Source organism: Streptosporangium sp. CA-115845 (assembly GCF_050943795.1).
Classification (GTDB): domain Bacteria; phylum Actinomycetota; class Actinomycetes; order Streptosporangiales; family Streptosporangiaceae; genus Streptosporangium.
Window position 1 is genome coordinate 6,219,021 of record NZ_CP191988.1, and the last position, 18,160, is coordinate 6,237,180.

Genomic DNA, 18,160 nt, shown 5'->3' on the forward strand with positions numbered 1-18,160 from the left:
GGCCGGACCACCGCAGGCGACCCTGCGCACCTGCTTGTCGGGGTGGGGCCAGCACTACCTTCGGCGGTGGGGGGATCCGGCGAGAAGACTGATGCATACGTCACTGCGCCGCGGCGGTCCCGGCGGGAGGCTTTTCACACAGCCCTCTCCGAGAATCGAGACCCCCTTGACCGCCGTGATCCCCAGCCCGGCAACGCGTCCGACAGCCCGCACGGCACCGGCGCCCGCCGGTCGCGACCCGTTCATCGACGTGCTCCGCGTGTTCGGCATGGCCCTGGTGGTGCTCCAGCACTGGAGCATGCCGGTGCTCTCCTTCGCCGACGGCCGGATCACCACCGGCAACGCGCTGGCCACCGGGAACGGCTGGATGATCACGTGGATCAGCCAGGTGATGCCGCTGGTCTTCTTCGCCGGGGGCGCGGCGGGCGCGATCAGCAGGCGCGCCGCCGTACAACGCGGTGACGCCACTCCCGCCTGGCTGGCGACGCGCCTGCGCCGCCTGGCCTGGCCGGTGGTGCCACTGGCGGCGGTCTGGCTGCCCCTCCCCCACCTGCTCCTGACGCTCGGCATGCCGGAGCAGCCGGTCATGACCGCCTCGCGGCTGGCCGGGCAGCTTCTCTGGTTCCTGGTGATCTATCTTGTCGCGGTGGCGCTGACCCCGCCGATGCTCAGGCTCAACACGGCGTACGGCTGGCGGGTGCCGGCCGCGCTGGCGGCGGGGGCGGTGGCGGTGGATCTCCTGCGCTTCACCAGTGGCCTGGAGGTGGCAGGTCTCCCCAACATCGTGCTGATCTGGCTGGCGGTGCACCAGCTCGGCTTCCTGTACGCCGACGGGCGGCTGGGCCGCCCCTGGATCCTGGCGCCGGCCGGGTACGGTCTGGCCGCGGCGCTGGTGACCTTCGGCCCCTACCCGCTCAGCATGATCGGGATGCCGGGTGCCGCCGTCTCCAACATGGCACCGCCCACGCTCGCGCTGCTCTCGGTCGGGGTCGGCCAGATCGGGCTGGCGCTGGCGCTGCGCCGCTGGATCGTCTCATTCGCGGAGTGGCCCGGGGTGTCGAGGGCGCTCGGCTGGGCCGGCGGCCGGATGATGACCCTCTATCTGTGGCACATGAGCGCGCTGTTCGTCATCGTCTCGATGGTCGTGGTGGGTCTGGGAGTCTCCACCCCCGAGCCGGGCACCTCGGCCTGGGTCTCCGGCTGGCCGCACTGGCTGCTCATGCTCACCCTGGCGATGTGGCCGCTGCTGCGGAGTCTCGCACGGTTCGAGACGCCCCCCTCGGGCAGGCCGTACACCGGAGGGATGGCCAGGATCGTCGTGGCCACCGTGCTGGTGGGGCTGGGGCTGCTCACGCTCACCGCGATCGGCTTCGTCCCGGGGACGGCTCCCCTGCTCGGGGCGGGCGCGATCGTGGCGGGCCTGGCGCTCACCGGCCCGTCCTTTCGCACCTCACCCGCCTCACGGGCGTTCCCGGGCCGCGTCCGGCCTCGGATCACCCGCGACACGTCTGACGGCTCCGGCGCTCCAGCCGACGCCAAGTCCTTTTAGTAGCTGTTTATGCCAAAAAAAGTGATCATAACTACATAATGTTACACACTTTACGCGAAATGTAATGTCATCCATTGCCGCCACCGGTTCGACCACCACAAGTTCTTCGGCAGTATTGGACTGTGAGCCTTGTAGACCGCCTGCCAGAAGAGATCGACGCCGATCCCGATGCCATCTTCGACGCCTTCGTCGAATGGAACTCCGAGCGAGGGCTGACCCTCTATCCCGCACAGGAGGAGGCGCTGATCGAGGTGGTCTCGGGAAACAACCTGATCCTGGCCACCCCCACCGGCTCGGGCAAGAGCCTGGTCGCCGCCGGAGCCCACTTCACCGCGCTGACCAAGGATGTCCGCACCTTCTACACCGCCCCGATCAAGGCACTGGTGTCCGAGAAGTTCTTCGACCTGTGCGAGGTCTTCGGCACCGAGAACGTCGGGATGATGACCGGCGACGCGAGCGTGAACCCCGGGGCGCCGATCATCTGCTGCACCGCGGAGATCCTCGCCAACGTCGCGCTGCGCGACGGCGCCCAGGCCGACATCGGCCAGGTGGTGATGGACGAGTTCCACTTCTACTCCGAGCCCGACCGCGGTTGGGCCTGGCAGGTGCCACTCCTGGAGCTGCCGAACGTTCAGTTCATCCTGATGTCGGCGACACTGGGCGACGTCACCAGGTTCGAGGAGGACCTCACCCGGCGAACCGGCAGGCCCACCGCGGTGGTGAAGAACACCGAGCGCCCGGTCCCGCTGGTCTACTCCTACCGGATGACCCCCCTGCACGAAACGCTGGAGGAGATGCTCACCACCAACCAGTACCCGGTCTACGTCGTCCACTTCACCCAGGCCTCGGCCATGGAGCGGGCACAGGCGCTGATGAGCATCAACATGTCGACCAAGGCCGAGAAGGAGGCGATCGCCTCCATGATCGGCAACTTCCGGTTCACCACCCGGTTCGGCAAGGCGCTCTCCCGCCTGGTGCGGCACGGCATCGGCGTACACCACGCCGGGATGCTTCCGAAGTACCGCCGCCTGGTGGAGCGGCTCGCCCAGGCGGGCCTGCTGAAGGTCATCTGCGGCACCGACACGCTCGGCGTCGGCGTCAACGTCCCGATCAGGACCGTGCTCTTCACCGCGCTGTCGAAGTACGACGGCAACAAGGTGCGGCGGCTGCGCGCCCGCGAGTTCCACCAGATCGCCGGGCGGGCCGGGCGGGCCGGGTTCGACACCATCGGCTACGTGGTCTGCCAGGCCCCCGACCACGTGGTGGAGAACGAGAAGGCGCTGGCCAAGATCGGCGACGACCCCAAGAGGCGGCGCGGGTTCGCCCGCAAGAAGCCGCCGGAGGGCTTCGTGGGCTGGAGCGAGGAGACCTTCGAGAAGCTGCAGGGCGCCGAACCGGAGCCGCTGAACTCCCGGTTCAAGGTCAGCAACGCCATGCTCCTCGCGGTGATCAACCGGCCCGGCGACTGCTACGCGGCCATGCGCCACCTGCTCACCGACAACCACGAGGACCGCAAGTGGCAGCGGCGGCACATCAGCCAGGCCATCGCGATCTACCGGTCGCTGCTGGCCGGAGGCGTGGTGGAGAAGCTGGACGAGCCCGACGAGCACGGCCGGATGGCCCGCCTGACCGTCGACCTGCAGGAGGACTTCGCGCTGAACCAGGCGCTGTCCACCTTCGCGCTGGCCACCCTCGAACTGCTCGACATGGAATCGCCGAACTACGCCCTGGACATGGTCTCGATCATCGAGTCGATTCTCGACGACCCCCGCCAGATCCTGTCCGCGCAGCTCAACAAGGCGCGCGGCGAGGCGGTGGCGCAGATGAAGGCCGACGGCATCGAGTACGAGGAGCGGATGGAGCTCCTCAACGAGGTCACCTATCCGATGCCGCTGGCCGACATGCTGCTGGGCGCGTACGAGACCTACCGGCGCGGCCACCCCTGGGTGGGCGACTACACGGTCAGCCCCAAGAGCGTCATCCGCGACATGTACGAGCGGGCGATGACCTTCGCCGACTACGTGCAGTTCTACGAGCTGACCCGGTCCGAGGGCACGGTCCTTCGCTATCTCGCCGACGCCTACCGCACCCTGTCGCGGACCATCCCCGAGCACCTCAAGACCGAGGACCTGGTCGACCTCATCGAGTGGCTCGGCGAACTGGTCCGGCAGGTCGACTCCAGCCTGCTGGACGAGTGGGAGCAGCTGCAGAATCCGACCGGGGAGCTGGAGGCGCCCTCCCTGGAGGAGAGCACCAAGCCGGTCACCGCCAACACCCGCGCGTTCCGCGTGCTGGTCCGCAACGCGATGTTCCGCCTGATCGAACTGGCCGCCCTGGAGAACGAGCAGGAGCTGGAGCAACTGGCCCCCGACGTCGACTGGGGCGCCGCGCTCGACGCCTACTACGACGACCACGAGGAGATCGGCACCGGCCCGGACGCCCGAGGTCCGGGGCTGCTCAGGATCGAGGAGGAGAAGGAGTTCTGGCGGGTCCGCCAGGTCGTCTCCGACCCGGCCGGCGACGGCGACTGGGGCATCGACGCCCAGGTCGACCTGGCCGCCTCCGACGAGGAGGGCCGCGCCGTGGTCCACGTCATCGGCCTGAACCGCCTCTGACGACCTCCGGGCGGAGAGGGCGGGTAGGCCGGTGCCATCCGCAGGAACTCCTCCGGGCTCACTCCCTGGCTGTCCATGGCGCAGAAATATCAGACGGGACCGACGAGAATGGCGGGATGAGCGACGAAGCGATCAGGCAGGTGCTCGGCCTGCTCTACCAGGAGGACACGCTGCGGGTGCTGGCGACTCTGGCACTGGGCGGCAAGCCCGAGGAGGAGTCCGGCCTCGACAGGGAGGCGGTCAGGCGCGCGCTGGACCGCCTGGAACGCGGCGGGCTCGCCGTACGGGAGGAGAGCGGCGAGTGGCAGGTGCGGCGCGAGCGGTTCCGCGAGCTGCTGCACACCACGGCCAAGCCCACGCCCGCGGTCTCTGCCGAGGAGAAGGTGCTGCGCTCCTTCCTCGTCGAGGGGCGGCTGCGGGCTATCCCCAGCAAGCGGGACAAGCAACTGGTCGTGCTCGACTACGTGGTCCAGGTCTTCGAGCCGGGGGTCCGCTACCCGGAGAAGGAGGTCAACGTCGCGCTGCGCGCCTTCCACGACGACTACCCGGCGCTGCGCCGTTACCTGGTCGACGAGGGCATGCTCAGCAGGGAGAACAACCTCTACTGGCGCAGCGGCGGCTCCGTCGAGGCCTGAATCAGCCGTAGTACTTCCGCGCGCCGTCGTGCAGGGGCACCGGCTCGGTCTTCGGCGCGTTGTCGCGGCTGATCTCCCTGGCCACGGGATGGATCTTCTCCAGCTCCGCTCTGCGCTCGAAGAGCAGCCTCGTCAGGCTCTCCACCAGGGCGGGGTCCATCTTCTCGGGCACCACGAGCAGGTTGGTCACCGAGATGGTCGACACGTCCGAGGGGGTGTCGTAGACGTTCTTGGCGATCGTGCCCGGGGCGTACACCGAGCCGTGTTCGGCGCGCATCGCGGGCAGCACCCCGTCCAGCGGTACGAAGGCGACCTGGCCGCTGAGCGAGGTCAGCAGATCGGTGATGCCCGGTGTCGGCAGGCCACCCGACCAGACCAGGGCGTCGAGGTCGCCGTCCTTGAGCGCCTGCACGCTCTCCGGCAGCCCCAGCGACTGGCGGGTGACGTCCTCCTCCGGGTCGAGACCGGCCGCCTTCAGCAGGCGCAGCGCGATCACCTCGGTGCCGGAGTTGGGCGAGCCGGTGGAGACCCGTTTTCCTCTAAGGTCGGCGACGGACTTCACGCCGGAGCCGGTGGTGGCGACCACCTGCGTGTGGTTGTCGTAAAGGCGGGCGACCGCGCGGATCGGCTGGGGCGTGGTGAAGGCGCCCCTGCCCGTGACGGCGTCGGCGGCGGAGTCGGCCAGGGTGAAGGCGATGTCGGAGTCGCCTCTGACGATCCGCTGGATGTTCTCCACCGAGGCGCCGGTCGCCTCGGCCGTGGCCTGGTAGCCGGGGATGTTCTTGCCGATCTGGTCGGCCAGGCCCCCGCCGAGAACGTAGTAGACGCCCGTGGTGTTGCCGGTGGCGATCGACAGCCTCTTGCCCGCGGCCTGGTCGGCCGACCTGTCTCCGCCACAGCCGGTAAGGAACAGCAGCCCCGCCGCCACCAGGGCGGTCACGCGTCTGACTGTCAATGCTCTGCCTCTCGTTCGCGGGTCATCAGATGGAGGGAGACGACCACGATCAGGACCACCGCTCCGGCGAGCACGGACAGGGGCGACAGGAACAGCAGCAGGATCGCCGCCACCGCGCACAGCACCCGCTCGACCGGCCCCGCCGGACCGAGCAGCCGCCCGCCGGTGGCGGCGGCCAGCGCGGCGACCGCCACCGCCGAGACCGTCGTGGCCGCCAGGATCTCCCCGAACGTGCCCTGGGCCAGCAGCCCGGCCCCACCGGGAGTCAGCACGAAGGCGAAAGGCACCAGGAACGCGGGAAGGGTGTACCCCCAGGTGGTCATCATGGTCCGGTAGGCGTTGCCCCCGGTGATGGCCGAGGCCGCGAAGGCCGACAGCGCCGTGGGCGGACTGACCTCCGACAGCACCGCGTAGTAGAAGATGAACATGTAGGCCTCGGCCTGGCTGACACCGAGATCCGTCAGCGCGGGTCCGATGACGACCGCCGCGATGACGAACGACGCGGTCACCGGCACCGCCAGACCGAGCACGAGCACCGCGACCGCGCACAGCAGCGCGGTGACGGCGAGGATCCCGCCCGAGGCGCCGACGATCAGGGAACTCGCCTTGAGGCCCAGCCCGGTGAGCGTGACGACGGCGACGATCAGCCCGGCGGCGGCGCAGGTCGCCGCGACCGGCAGCACCCCGGTCGCCCCCGCGGCCAGGGCCCTCGCCGCCCTGCGAGGGGTCAGGGCATGCTCGGAGTCGAGGAAGGAGAGCGCGAGGGCGAGCAGCGTGGCGTACACCACGGCACGGAACGGCGACTGGCCGAGCGCCATCAGGATGACGATCACGAACAGCGAGCTGAAGTGGTAACCGAACCGCCTGATCAGCGGCCAGAGGCTCGGCGCGTCCACCCCGACCGCCCGTGTCCCGTACCTGCGGGCGTCCATCTCGATGGCCAGGAAGATGCCCAGGTAGTACAGGACGGTGGGAATGGTGGCGTAGAGCAGCACCGTCAGGTAGCTCACGCGCAGGTACTCGGCGATGATGAACGCCGCGGCGCCGAGAGTCGGGGGCGACAGGATCGCTCCGATGCCCGCCGCCGCGAGCACTCCCCCACCCTGCTCGGGCGGGTATCCGGCCCGGCGCAGAATCGGCCAGGCGACGCTGCCCACGCTCACCGTCGTCGCGACGCCGGAACCGCTGACCGTGCCGAGCAGGAATCCGGCGAGGGTGACCGTGCGGCCCGGCGCCGAGCGCGAGCGGCGGAACGCGGCCAGGGAGACGTCCACGAAGAACTTTCCCGCCCCGGAGTGGTCGAGGACGGCGCCGTAGACGGTGAACAGGATGATGTAGGTGGCCGCCACGTCGAGCGGCACGCCGTACACGCCGTCGGTGCCCATCACGAACGAGACGACGATCCGGTCGAGGTCGTAGCCGCGGTGCCCGACGACCCAGTCGAAGGGCAGGTAGCCGCCGTAGTAGGCGTAGGCGGCGAACCCGGCGCAGACCGCGGGCAGTATCCAGCCGACGGTGCGCCGGCAGGCCTCGAGCACCAGCAGGACGATGACCGCCCCGGCCACCACGTCGAGGGTCGTCGGCTCGAAGGCGCGCCGGATGAAGTCGTCGAAGACCGCCAGCGGGTAGAGGCAGACCGCGAGCGCCAGTGCGGCGAGCACCCAGTCGCCGGCGCCCGGCCGATCGGTGCCCCGCCGCCCCGGCTTGTAACAGACGAAGGTGAGCGGCAGCACGACCGCGAGGAAGAGCATCCGGTACGGGAGCACGGGGCCGGGCCGGAACGCGCGGTAAAGGACGTACAGCGACAGGCCGAGGGCGACCAGCGTGACAGCCTGCGCCACCCGGCCGGAAAGGCGCCGGGCGGGCCGTTCCGCGTCGAACTCCGCGATCAACTCATCCGCTGATGTGGTGCTCGTCAACCGTCGTCTCCACGTGTGAGCCGCGATATTCGACTGCAGATTACCGAGAAGGTTGACTCTTATCTGTCAGGACGGGTCACATTCGCGTCACGCCCGTCCTCGTGGGAGACCTCTACCCCAACGGCGTGGCGAAGCGCCGGGCGGCAGGATCGGAGCGCGCGGCCACCGATGGCGTGTTCATCGGCCCCGGCCGACCATCCGCCTCAACGACGGCACACGGCGAGGCTCGGCAACGGGAGCGGGGCCGCGGGTCAGCCGCCCGAGGTGTCGGTCTCGGCGTCGGCGCAGGGGACCGTGAGGTCGTACGGGTCGTCGAGCCAGCCGGCGGGCAGGTGAACGCGGTCGCGCGGGTTGGTCTTGCCCCGGGGGACGTCCACGCCCTCGGGCCAGGGCTGGTCGGCGTCGAGTTCGGCGAGCCCCTCCCGCAGGCCGGCCAGGGTCTCGGAGGTGGCCAGGCGGCGACGGAGGGCGGAGCCGACGGTGAAGCCCTTGAGATACCAGCCGACGTGCTTGCGGAAGTCGGCCACGGCGTGCGGCTCGCTCTCGAAGCACTCGGTCAGCAGGGTGGCGTGCCGGTCCATGGTCGCGGCGACCTCGCCCAGCCGGGGACGGCGCCGCTCGTCGCCGCCCTCGCAGATGGCCGCCAGGTCGGCGAAGAGCCACGGGCGCCCCAGGCATCCCCGGCCCACGACGACGCCGTCGCATCCGGTCTCGTCCATCATGCGGCGCGCGTCGTCGGCGCTCCAGATGTCGCCGTTGCCGAGCACCGGGATCTCCGGCACGCTCTCCTTGAGCCGCGCGATCGCCTCCCAGTCGGCGGTTCCGCCGTAGTGCTGGATCGCGGTGCGGCCGTGCAGCGCGATCGCGGAGACGCCCTCCTGCACGGCGATCCGCCCGGCGTCCAGATAGGTCAGGTGGTCGTCGTCGATGCCCTTGCGCATCTTCATGGTCACCGGCAGCGTCCCGGCGTTGCGCACCGCCTCACGCAGGATCGCCCGGAGCAGGTTCCGCTTGTACGGCAGGGCGGAGCCGCCGCCCTTGCGGGTCACCTTGGGCACCGGGCAGCCGAAGTTGAGATCGACGTGGTCGGCCAGGTCCTCCTCGGCGATCATGCGGACGGCCCTGCCGACCGTCACCGGGTCGATCCCGTAGAGCTGGAGGCTGCGGGGACGCTCGTCGGGCTCGAACCGGATCATCTTCAACGTCTTCGGGCTACGCTCCACCAGCGCCCGCGTCGTGATCATTTCGCAGACGAACAGACCGCCGCCCTGCTCCCGGCAGAGGGCGCGGAACGCCGTGTTGGTTATCCCGGCCATCGGGGCGAGGACGACCGGCGGCCACACCTCCAGCGATCCCAGTTTCAACGACTCCACCTGGCTTTTCTACCGCACCACGACGAGCGGGACGAATCATCCGCTGGATATGGTGTACCTGGTGTAACCCGACGTGACATGGGAGGCCGCGGATGCTGCTGCGACTGCGGATCGCACTGCCCGACCGGCCGGGCTCCCTGGGGAAGGTCACCCGCGTCCTCGGCGTCGCGGGCGCGGACATCACCCAGGTGGTCGTCCTGGAGCGCGGCGAGGGCCGGGCGCTGGACGACATCACCGTCTACTGGCCCGACTCCGCACCCAGGGAAACCCTGGTCGAGGGGTTGGAGAGCGTGCCGGGGGTGACGATCGAGGGTGTCTGGAGCACGCGCGAGGCACCGGGCACCTACCCGGAGCTGGAGATCCTCAAATACATCACCACGGCGGGCGATCGGGCGCTGGCCACCCTGATCGACTCCATGCCCGTGCTGTTCAGCGCCGACTGGGCCGCGGCGGCGACCGAGAAGATCCCTCGCGTGACCGTCCACTCCAGCTGGCGGGCTCCCGAGCAGGTCCCCTTCCCCGCCGAGACCCCCGCCCGCCCGACTTCCTTCACCCTCGACTCCGGCCTGCACGTGATCGCCGCCCCGCTGCCCCCGCTGGCCCTGACCTTCCTGCTGGCCCGCGCCGAAGGTCCCGCCTTCCACCGCATCGAGGTGCACCGTCTCACCCGCATCCTGGAGATCTTCCTGACCCTGCCCGCGGTGGAACGCGCCGTCGTCCGTCAGTTGCGCCACCAGACCGGCCAGACCGGCTGAGCCGCCCGCCCTACGGCCACCGGACGGGCGGCTGAACGCACGGTTACGCAACCGCGCGGAAAACCCGCTAGAGTTCTCTCGTCGCCACCGGGAGAGAAACCCGGAGGAAACACGCGGAAGTGGCTCAGTGGTAGAGCATCACCTTGCCAAGGTGAGGGTCGCGGGTTCGAATCCCGTCTTCCGCTCGAAGGGTCTTCGGGCTCTCACTCCGGTGGAGTGGCCGAGAGGCGAGGCAACGGCCTGCAAAGCCGTCTACACGGGTTCAAATCCCGTCTCCACCTCTGGTCCTTCCCCATGCGGACGATTAGCTCAGCGGGAGAGCGCTTCCCTGACACGGAAGAGGTCACAGGTTCAATCCCTGTATCGTCCACCACCGTCCATGGCATCTATGCCGGCCAGATCAAACGGCCGCCAAAGTCCCGACTCAGGGGCCTTGGCGGCCTTCTTGCTTCTCCGGGCGATATCCGCCGTTCCGGGTTGTCGTCAGCACCGGCGCCGGCGTTGCGGGAAGACCGTTGTTGACCCAGAGATCTTGTCAAGGATCACAGCCGACGGCCCCACCTCTCCTGCAGAGCACCCCGCCCGAAAATAGGTTTGACCAATCTGTTGACCTGGAAGCAACGCCACCTTAACCTCAGTGCAATTGGTTCGACCAAAGAGTCACGAGAGGGGATGGGTATGGATCTGGCAGCCCTGGTTCGGAGCCTTGCCGAGCAGGCGAGCCCTGAGCCCGCCACCGGCCGCCTGCGCCTGCCCACCGAGCGCGAGCTGGTGACCTCCCTGGAGGTCAGCCGGGGATCCCTGCGCGAGCAGTTGTCGATGCTGGAGATGCTGGGCTTCCTGGACCGCACGCAGGGCAGGGGTTCCTACCTGAGCACCCCGGACGCCGGTTTCATCCAGCTCTACTTCGACCTGGGCGTCCAGCTCGGCCACCTGAGCCAGGAACAGTTCACGTCGGCACGGAAGATGCTGGAGGTGTCCGTCGCCGAGGCGGCGGCGAGACTGGCCACCGCGGACGACGTCGACGCCCTGCGTGAACTCGTTGACGAGATGGTCAAGGCCAGCGGCGACGGCGACGGCGAGCGCGCCCTCGAAGCGGACCTGAAATTCCACCACCGGCTGTTCCTGATCGTCGACAACCCCGTCTTCAACCTTGTCCACGACGGCCTCAGCCACGTGCTCCGCAGCGAGGTCGTCGAGCGCCGCCGGCTGGCGGTGGAACGCGAGCCCCTGACCCCGGGCAAGACCCGGGTCATCGACACGGTCCACTACGGAATCGTCGAGGCCATCGGCGAACGGGACGGCGAGGGCGCACGGATCGCGATGCGCAGGCACTTCGAGGTGTGGTCCTCCCTCACGCACTCGCCCTAGGTCTCCCCCACACGACAACGACACGCCACCCCCGCGCGGACAGTGGGCCATGCCATGCCCAGAAACAGGGCCGGATCACTCAGAACAGAAGGATGTCCATGAGCGAGCCAACAGTCGTTTTCGTCGGTATCGGCGCCATCGGCCTGCCGATGGCGACCCAGCTGGTGTCCGCCGGCTACGCGGTCACCGGGGTGGACCCGCTACCGGCCGCGCACGAGCAGGCCGAGGCCGCCGGCGTACGGGCGGTCTCCCGGTTCTCCGAAGCGCCCAAGACCGAGTTCGTGGTCGTCATGGTCGCCACTCCGGCGCAGCTCGAAGCCCTTGTCACCGAGGCACTGGCAGTGGATGTGACCGGTCAGCGCTGGATCGTGATGAGCACGGTGGGCCCGGAGGCGGTGCGCGAGCAGGGCGCCCGGCTGCAGGTGGCCGGCGCGGTCGTGGTCGACGTGCCGGTCACCGGCGGGGTGGCCAGGGCCCGGACCGGTGAGCTCACCCTGTTCGCCTCGGGCCCGGCCACCGACATCGAGGCCGCCCGCCCCGTCCTCGACAGGCTTGGAACGGTCCAACCGGTCGGAGACGCGCTCGGTGACGGTCAGGCCATCAAGGTGGTCAACCAGCACCTCTGCTCGGTCCATATCGTGGCGGCGGCCGAAGCCCTCGCTCTCGCGTCCACGCTCGGGCTGGACAAGGAGAAGGTCCTCTCCCTCGTGGAGCGGGGAGCCGCCGGATCATGGATGCTCTCCGACCGTGGGCCGCGCATGCTGCGGGGCACCGACGTCGACGTCACCAGCACGATCAACATCTTCGTCAAGGACAGCGGCCTCGTGTACGAGGCCGCGCGGGCGGCCGGGGCGCAGACCCCCCTCCTCGACGTCGCCCGGGCTCGCTACCGGCAGGCCGCCGACGCGGGTCTTTCGACACGTGACGACTCACGGGTCATCGAAACCTACGAACCCCCCAAGTAATCAAGATCATTAAGATAGCGAGGAGCGGCACATGACCGCTGCATCCAACGTCGCCGGTGCTCACCGGGACAACCCGGCAAAGGTGTCCTTCGCCTCGATGGTCGGCACCGCGGTGGAGAGCTACGACTTCTTCATCTACGGCACCGCCTCGGCCGCCTACTTCGGCACGGTGTTCTTCCACGCCGAGGACAAGCTCGTCGGCGTGCTGGCGTCGTTCGCCACGCTCGCCGTCGGCTTCCTGTTCCGCCCGCTCGGCGGCTACCTCGCCGGACACTACGGCGACCGGGTCGGCCGCAAGACGATCCTGATGTGGTCGCTGGTGCTCATGGGCGTCGCGACCGTCCTGGTGGGCGTGCTGCCGACCTACGACCAGGCGGGCGCGCTCGCGCCGATCCTGCTGATCCTGCTGCGGATCCTGCAGGGCATCGGCTTCGGCGCCGAGTGGGGCGGAGCCGTCCTGATGGCCGTCGAACACGCCCCCGAACGCCGCCGCGGCTTCTTCGGCGCGGTCCCGCAGATCGGCATCCCGGCCGGGCTGCTGCTGGCCAACGGCGCGTTCCTGCTCAGCGAGGCCCTGCTGGAGGGCTCCTGGGTGTGGCGGGCGCCCTTCCTGCTCTCCGTGGTGATGGTCGCCGTCGGCATCTTCATCCGGATGGGCGTCTCCGAGTCGCCCGACTTCGCGGAGATGAAGAAGAACAACGAGATCCGCAAGGCTCCGGCGCTGGACGTCATCAGGCGCGACTGGCGGGTGATCCTCAAGATCATGACGCTGCGGCTCGCGGAGACCGGCGGATACTACGTGACCACCAGCTTCATGCTCTCGTACGTGGTGCTCGCCGAGCTGACCGACAAGCAGAACGTGCTGATCGGCACCATCGTCGGATCCGCGCTCGGCCTGGCCAGTCACCTGCTGTACGGCGCGCTGTCCGATCGGATCGGCCGCAAGCCGGTGTTCCTGGTCGGCTCGCTGTTCACGATCGCGTTCGGCGTCCCGATGTTCCTCATGATCAACACCGGCGCGGTCGTCATGGTCGTCGTCGCGGTCGCCCTGAGCCTGCTGCTGAGCCACGACCCGATCTTCGCCGTGGAGTCCTCCTGGTTCTCCGAGCAGTTCCCTCGCGACGTCCGCTCCTCGGGAATCTCCCTCGGCTACAACGGCGCCTCGCTGGTCGCCGGCCTGCTGCCCTTCCTGGCCACCGCCCTGTACGGATCCATCGGGTGGATCGGCCCGGCGGTGCTGTTCATGCTGCTCGGCGTGGTCTCGACGATCGCCGCCGCCCTCACCCCGGAGACCGCTCCGGTCAAGGTCGGCACCCCGGCGTCGTCCAGGACCACGGCCGCGACCGTCTGAAGAGAGAACGAGAACAGATATGACCACACTCAGTGAACCGCAGGCCGGCCGCCTCGATCCGGCGGCGCGGGCGGAGAGGGTGCGCGGTGCGGCCTACCGGATGCGTCACCACACCCTGAACATGGGCGAGGTGCAGGGCCAGGGCTACGTCGGCCAGGCACTCGGGGTCGCCGACATGCTGGCGGTCACCTACGTCGACCAGCTCCGCTACCGGGCGGACAACGAGCACTGGCCCGAGCGCGACAGGTTCCTGCTCTCCACCGGTCACTACGCCATCGCCCTCTACGCGGCCCTGGCCGAGGCGGGCGTCGTGCCCCTCGACGAGCTGGAGACCTACGGCTCCGACGGGTCGCGGCTCCCGATGTCCGGAATGGCGTCCTACACGCCCGGCATGGAGATCTCCGGAGGATCGCTCGGCCACGGACTGACCGTCGCCGTCGGCATGGCCCTCGGACTGCGCCACCAGGGGTCGAACTCACGGATCTACAACTTCCTGTCCGACGGTGAGCTGGACGAGGGCTCGACCTGGGAGGCGGCGATGGGCGCCGCCCACCACAGGCTGGGCCGGCTGACCGCGATGGTCGACATGAACGCCCTGCAGGCCGACGGGAAGACCGAGGCGGTCATGCGCATCGAGCCGGCGGAGGAGAAATGGGTCGCGGCGGGCTGGTTCACCCAGCGGGTGGACGGCAACGACGTGGAGGCGCTGCTCGCGGCCTTCGACGCCGCCGCCGAGCAGGCCCGCCCGGAGGGCAGGCCCTCGGTGATCCTGTGCGACACCAGGATCGGCCGGGGCGTCCCGCTGCTGGAGACCCGGGAGAAGGCCCACTTCATGCGGATCGACGAGGACGAGTGGCAGCTGTGCCGTCAGCAGCTGACGGCCGGGTACGAGGGAGTGGAAGCACTGTGAGCACCGCGACGGGCGCCAAGCGCCTGACGACCTCGGCGATGATCGCCTCATTCGCCGACCCCGGGCAGCGGACCGCGAACGCGCCCTTCGGCCACGCCCTGGCCGCCCTGGCCGAGCAGGACCCGCGCGTCGTGGGACTCACCGCGGACCTGGGCAAGTACACCGACATGCACGTCTTCGCCGAGGCCCACCCCGAGCGGTTCTTCCAGATGGGCATGGCCGAGCAGTTGCTGCTCGGGGCGGCGGCGGGCATGGCCGAGGTCGGCCTCATCCCGTTCGCCTCGACGTACTCGGTGTTCGCGGCACGCCGCGCGTACGACTTCCTGTGCCTGGACATCGCCGAGCCGAACCTGAACGTGAACGTGATCGGTGGCCTGCCCGGCCTGACCACGGGGTACGGCCCGAGCCATCAGGCCACTGAGGACATCGCCATCTTCCGCGGCATGCCGAACCTGACGATCGTCGACCCGTGCGACTCCGTCGACATCGAGCAGGCGGTGCCCCAGCTGGCCGCGTCCGACGGCCCGACCTACCTGCGCCTGCTGCGCGGCAAGGTGCCGACGGTCCTCGACGAGTACGGCTACACCTTCCGGCTCGGCAAGGCGGCGGTGCTCCGCGGCGGCAACGACGTCGTGTTCGTGTCAAGCGGCCTGATGACGATGCGCGCCCTGCAGGCGGCCGAGGAGCTGGCCAGGCACAATGTCGACGTCGCGGTGGTGCACACTCCGACGATCAAGCCCTTCGACACCGAGACCGTCCTCGCCGAGGTCGACAGCGACCGGCTGGTGGTCACGCTGGAGAACCACACGGTGGTGGGCGGGCTCTTCGAGACGGTCGCCTCGGCGGTCGTGCGGGCCGGCATCAGCAGGCGGATCGTCCCGATCGCCCTCCCCGACGCCTTCCTGGACGCCGGCGCCCTGCCCACCCTGCACGAGAAGTACGGACTGGCCACCGGCACCGTCGTCGCCAAGGTGCTCGAAGAGCTGGACTGAAGACCGTCGTGCTCGATGACGACCCCACCGGCACCCGGTCGGCCGGTGGGGTCCGGGTGCCGCCGCGCTGGGACGCCGCCCGTCTCACCGAGACGTTGCGCGCGGTGGACTCGGTCTACCTGCGGACGACCTGCGATCACCACCTCGCCAGGGGGAGCGCCGAGCCGTTCATCGGGCCTTCGGGGCTGTAGACCACGCACATCACATCGCGGTCGCCGTCGGCCCAGGTCTCCCGGGTCGGCATGACCGGGTAGAAATCCAGTCCCGAGGCCGACTCACCGCTCCAGTTGCCGTCGAACCCTCGCCGGCAGCTCTCCCGGGCGAACGTGGTCAGCGTGGCCGGATCCCATGCACCGTCGGGGGCGTGCACGAAGCCGTACGACTGGTTGGCCGCCTGCTCCCTGCAGGGCGTGTAGAGCACGACGACCTCGGCCGCCTCCGGGGAGTAGGCCGGGTCGGTGAAACACTCCCCCGCCTCGATGTGCAGGAGCCCGCCGGTCTCCGCGGTGATGAAGGTCTCGTCCTTGACCATCGGCCCCGCCGGACCCGTCGTCCCCGACGTGGACGGCGGCAGGAAGAGCGCGCCGAGCACCACGAAGCCGGGAAGCAGCGTCCAGCGGCGGGCGGACCGCCGGTCACCGGCCTGCCGGGGGCCCGTCATCGAATACCTCCCGTTCGGCGACCTCGGTCTCGGTCCGGGAGGAACCCTCAGCGAAACCGCGTGCCATGTGGCGCAGGTCGCTAAGTAGGCGTACGCGTTCCCTTTCCACCCGAGCCCGCTCGCACGATGTTAGGTGCGCGCCACCGAACGTGAGGGCAACGGAAAGTGTCGAGCGCACGGCCTTCCGGCGACATCAATGGTGCGTTTGGGGCTAGAGATGCCAGAGAGGAGGTGTTCATCCGGGCGTAATGCTCTATATGTGCTTTTGTCCGTCTTTTCTGGATCAATGCCAACGTCCACCGCACTCCCTCGGTGGAATGTGATCCTCCCTGGAAAAGAGCTCATGATGGGCAAAGTCAAGCTGCCCCGATCCGCCGGATCCCGGCGTACCAGGCTGGCGGCGGTCGGCGCGGGTGCGCTGATCGCCGGCGGTCTCGCCTTCAGCCCGGTGGCGTTCGGCGCGGCCGCGCCGCCGAAGTACCCCGCCGCCGACATCCACAAGCCCTCCCCCATGCCCGACCGGGTCATCCTCACCCCGACCACCACACCGTCGACCGGCCAGAAGGTCACCTGGCGGGCCGTGACCGACGCCGAGTCCGCACAGGCCGAGATCCTTGAGGCCCCGCGCGCGCTCGGCGGGGTCGCACCGCCCGCGGGCGCGGTCACCAACGTCAAGGCGATCAGCACCACCCCGGTCAACACCACGCTGGGGTACGCCTCCGTCTACCACACCGTCGAGTTCACCGGCCTGAAGCCGAACACCCGCTACAGCTACCGGGTCGGCGACGGCACCAACTGGGCCGAGTGGAGCGACTTCACCACCGCGGCGGCCGACCTCCAGCCGTTCTCGTTCATCTACTACGGCGACGCGCAGAACTACATCGACTCCGCGGTGCCGCGCGTCTTCCGCCAGGCGTTCGCCGAGCGCCCGCAGGCCAAGATGATCGTCAACGCCGGTGACCTCATCGACTCCGCGAACAGCGAGGAGCAGTGGGGCCAGTGGTACAAGGCCGCGGGTTTCATCGACAGCCAGGTCAACAACCTCTCGATCCCCGGCAACCACGAGTACAGCGGCGGCCTGTCCACCTTCTGGCGCCCGCAGTTCCCCTATCCGGACAACGGACCGGGTAACCCGGAGCTGAAGCAGACCGCCTACACCGTCGACTACCAGGGCGTGCGCTTCGTCGGCCTGGACTCCAACGTGCAGAGCAACGCCGCCCTGATGGCCGCGCAGGCCACCTGGCTGGAGGGGCTGCTCAAGGACAACCCGAACAAGTGGACCGTGGTGACCTTCCACCACCCCGTCTACTCCACCACCGGCACCCGTAACAACCCCGCCGTACGCGACCAGTGGGGCCCGCTGTTCGAGAAGTACGGCGTGGACCTGGTCCTCCAGGGCCACGACCACTCCTACGGCCGTGGCAACGTGGCGACCGCCCGCAAGTCGGTCACGGTCAACAACGGCGTCGCCTACGTCGTGTCCGTCTCCGGCGGCAAGATGTACGCCCTCAACAACGGCGAGAACTGGACCGGAAACGGCGCCGAGGTCGTCAGCAAGAGCCAGAACACCCAGCTCTACCAGCTGATCGACATCGAGGCCGACAAGATCACGTTCGAGGCCCGCTACGCCAACGGCGAGCACCACGACGGCTTCGTCGTCCGGAAGAACGGCAAGGGCGAGCGCACCGTCAACGAGCTCCGTACCGCGGAGAACACCGTCGGCGAGCAGGTCACCGTCGACAAGACCACCGTCGACCACCGCGGCGAGCTCACCGTCTCCGCGTACGGCTACGACCCGGCCGAGCGCGTCTCCGTCTCCCTGCGGAAGGCCGACGCGAACGCGCGGGGCAAGGACAGCGTCTCGGTCGATGTCCGGGACGCCGATGAGCTGGGCCGTCTGACCTACACCTTCAGGGTGCCGAGCAACCTGAAGAAGGGCGAGACCTACGTGGTCCACCTGGACAGCGCCAACCAGAAGATCACCAGCCCGGCCGTCACGGTCAACGAGAAGTAAGCCCACCGGGGGCGGGGCCGTCGATCACGGCGGCCCCACACCCAGGCATGCCGGAGCCGTGTCTTCCCGGTGCCGAGCCGCACCCGGACATGCCG

15 protein-coding genes and 3 tRNA genes are annotated in these 18,160 nt (G+C 69.2%); 14 read left to right on the forward strand and 4 right to left on the reverse strand.

Going from position 1 to position 18,160, the window contains the following annotated elements:
* Nucleotides 1-175: 175 nt before the first annotated feature.
* The 3 genes from ACQP0P_RS30060 to ACQP0P_RS30070 all read left to right on the forward strand — a co-directional run bounded on the left by ACQP0P_RS30060 (nucleotide 176) and on the right by ACQP0P_RS30070 (nucleotide 4,799).
* Nucleotides 176-1,549 (forward strand): acyltransferase family protein, encoded by a 1,374-nt coding sequence (locus ACQP0P_RS30060; protein WP_433382179.1) that lies wholly within the window; start codon nucleotides 176-178, stop codon nucleotides 1,547-1,549.
* Between the two features lie 122 nt (nucleotides 1,550-1,671).
* Entirely contained in the window at nucleotides 1,672-4,164 is a 2,493-nt protein-coding gene (locus tag ACQP0P_RS30065; protein WP_433360791.1) for a DEAD/DEAH box helicase, read from the forward strand.
* 116 nt (nucleotides 4,165-4,280) lie between these two features.
* Nucleotides 4,281-4,799 (forward strand): DUF2087 domain-containing protein, encoded by a 519-nt coding sequence (locus ACQP0P_RS30070; RefSeq protein WP_433360794.1) that lies wholly within the window; start codon nucleotides 4,281-4,283, stop codon nucleotides 4,797-4,799.
* Between the two features lies 1 nt (nucleotide 4,800).
* Here the strand turns inward: ACQP0P_RS30070 and ACQP0P_RS30075 are convergent, their stop codons facing one another.
* From ACQP0P_RS30075 to dusB, 3 genes are all read right to left on the reverse strand, one after another.
* Entirely contained in the window at nucleotides 4,801-5,739 is a 939-nt protein-coding gene (locus tag ACQP0P_RS30075; RefSeq protein WP_433360797.1) for a TAXI family TRAP transporter solute-binding subunit, read from the reverse strand.
* Between the two features lie 11 nt (nucleotides 5,740-5,750).
* Nucleotides 5,751-7,673, reverse strand: coding sequence for a TRAP transporter permease (locus ACQP0P_RS30080; RefSeq protein WP_433360800.1), 1,923 nt, complete (start codon nucleotides 7,671-7,673; stop codon nucleotides 5,751-5,753).
* Between the two features lie 251 nt (nucleotides 7,674-7,924).
* Entirely contained in the window at nucleotides 7,925-9,046 is a 1,122-nt protein-coding gene (dusB, locus tag ACQP0P_RS30085; RefSeq protein ID WP_433360803.1) for a tRNA dihydrouridine synthase DusB, read from the reverse strand.
* A gap of 92 nt (nucleotides 9,047-9,138) precedes the next feature.
* Here dusB and ACQP0P_RS30090 point away from each other — a divergent pair, with 92 nt between their 5' ends.
* From ACQP0P_RS30090 to ACQP0P_RS30135, 10 genes are all read left to right on the forward strand, one after another.
* Entirely contained in the window at nucleotides 9,139-9,801 is a 663-nt protein-coding gene (locus ACQP0P_RS30090) for an amino acid-binding protein (RefSeq protein WP_433360806.1), read from the forward strand.
* Between the two features lie 113 nt (nucleotides 9,802-9,914).
* Nucleotides 9,915-9,986: transfer RNA gene (locus tag ACQP0P_RS30095), tRNA-Gly, on the forward strand.
* A 25-nt stretch (nucleotides 9,987-10,011) separates the two neighbouring features.
* Nucleotides 10,012-10,082, forward strand: a tRNA-Cys gene (locus tag ACQP0P_RS30100).
* Nucleotides 10,083-10,099: 17 nt separating this feature from the next.
* Nucleotides 10,100-10,174 (forward strand) — tRNA-Val (locus tag ACQP0P_RS30105).
* 305 nt (nucleotides 10,175-10,479) lie between these two features.
* Entirely contained in the window at nucleotides 10,480-11,172 is a 693-nt protein-coding gene (locus ACQP0P_RS30110; RefSeq protein WP_433360809.1) for a FadR/GntR family transcriptional regulator, read from the forward strand.
* 98 nt (nucleotides 11,173-11,270) lie between these two features.
* A complete protein-coding gene (locus tag ACQP0P_RS30115) occupies nucleotides 11,271-12,137 on the forward strand; it encodes an NAD(P)-dependent oxidoreductase (protein ID WP_433360812.1) in 867 nt (288 codons plus the stop codon).
* A 31-nt stretch (nucleotides 12,138-12,168) separates the two neighbouring features.
* Complete coding sequence (locus ACQP0P_RS30120) at nucleotides 12,169-13,488, forward strand: MFS transporter (RefSeq protein ID WP_433360815.1); 1,320 nt, start codon at nucleotides 12,169-12,171, stop codon at nucleotides 13,486-13,488.
* Between the two features lie 19 nt (nucleotides 13,489-13,507).
* On the forward strand, nucleotides 13,508-14,398 hold the full coding sequence (locus ACQP0P_RS30125) for a transketolase (RefSeq protein ID WP_433360818.1): 891 nt from the start codon (nucleotides 13,508-13,510) through the stop codon (nucleotides 14,396-14,398).
* On the forward strand, nucleotides 14,395-15,390 hold the full coding sequence (locus ACQP0P_RS30130; protein ID WP_433360821.1) for a transketolase family protein: 996 nt from the start codon (nucleotides 14,395-14,397) through the stop codon (nucleotides 15,388-15,390). Before ACQP0P_RS30125 ends, ACQP0P_RS30130 begins: the two co-directional genes overlap by 4 nt.
* An 8-nt stretch (nucleotides 15,391-15,398) precedes the next feature.
* Complete coding sequence (locus ACQP0P_RS30135; protein ID WP_433360824.1) at nucleotides 15,399-15,581, forward strand: hypothetical protein; 183 nt, start codon at nucleotides 15,399-15,401, stop codon at nucleotides 15,579-15,581.
* On the opposite strand, the gene ACQP0P_RS30140 is transcribed toward ACQP0P_RS30135, so the two are convergent.
* On the reverse strand, nucleotides 15,527-16,051 hold the full coding sequence (locus ACQP0P_RS30140) for a hypothetical protein (RefSeq protein ID WP_433360827.1): 525 nt from the start codon (nucleotides 16,049-16,051) through the stop codon (nucleotides 15,527-15,529). The two genes, ACQP0P_RS30135 and ACQP0P_RS30140, sit on opposite strands and share 55 nt — an antisense overlap.
* Before the next feature lie 343 nt (nucleotides 16,052-16,394).
* Here ACQP0P_RS30140 and ACQP0P_RS30145 point away from each other — a divergent pair, with 343 nt between their 5' ends.
* The gene (locus ACQP0P_RS30145) at nucleotides 16,395-18,065 is read left to right on the forward strand and encodes a fibronectin type III domain-containing protein (protein ID WP_433360830.1); all 1,671 of its coding nucleotides are present in this window, start codon (nucleotides 16,395-16,397) and stop codon (nucleotides 18,063-18,065) included.
* Nucleotides 18,066-18,160 lie beyond the last annotated feature (95 nt).

Excerpts from the sequence above, each read along its gene's own strand:
- ACQP0P_RS30070 (WP_433360794.1), top strand. The coding sequence starts at position 4,281 with ATGAGCGACGAAGCGATCAGGCAGGTGCTCGGCCTGCTCTACCAGGAG.
- ACQP0P_RS30090 (WP_433360806.1), top strand. The coding sequence starts at position 9,139 with ATGCTGCTGCGACTGCGGATCGCACTGCCCGACCGGCCGGGCTCCCTG.
- ACQP0P_RS30110 (WP_433360809.1), top strand. The coding sequence starts at position 10,480 with ATGGATCTGGCAGCCCTGGTTCGGAGCCTTGCCGAGCAGGCGAGCCCT.
- ACQP0P_RS30115 (WP_433360812.1), top strand. The coding sequence starts at position 11,271 with ATGAGCGAGCCAACAGTCGTTTTCGTCGGTATCGGCGCCATCGGCCTG.
- ACQP0P_RS30120 (WP_433360815.1), top strand. The coding sequence starts at position 12,169 with ATGACCGCTGCATCCAACGTCGCCGGTGCTCACCGGGACAACCCGGCA.
- ACQP0P_RS30125 (WP_433360818.1), top strand. The coding sequence starts at position 13,508 with ATGACCACACTCAGTGAACCGCAGGCCGGCCGCCTCGATCCGGCGGCG.
- ACQP0P_RS30140 (WP_433360827.1), bottom strand. The coding sequence starts at position 16,051 with ATGACGGGCCCCCGGCAGGCCGGTGACCGGCGGTCCGCCCGCCGCTGG.
- ACQP0P_RS30145 (WP_433360830.1), top strand. The coding sequence starts at position 16,395 with ATGATGGGCAAAGTCAAGCTGCCCCGATCCGCCGGATCCCGGCGTACC.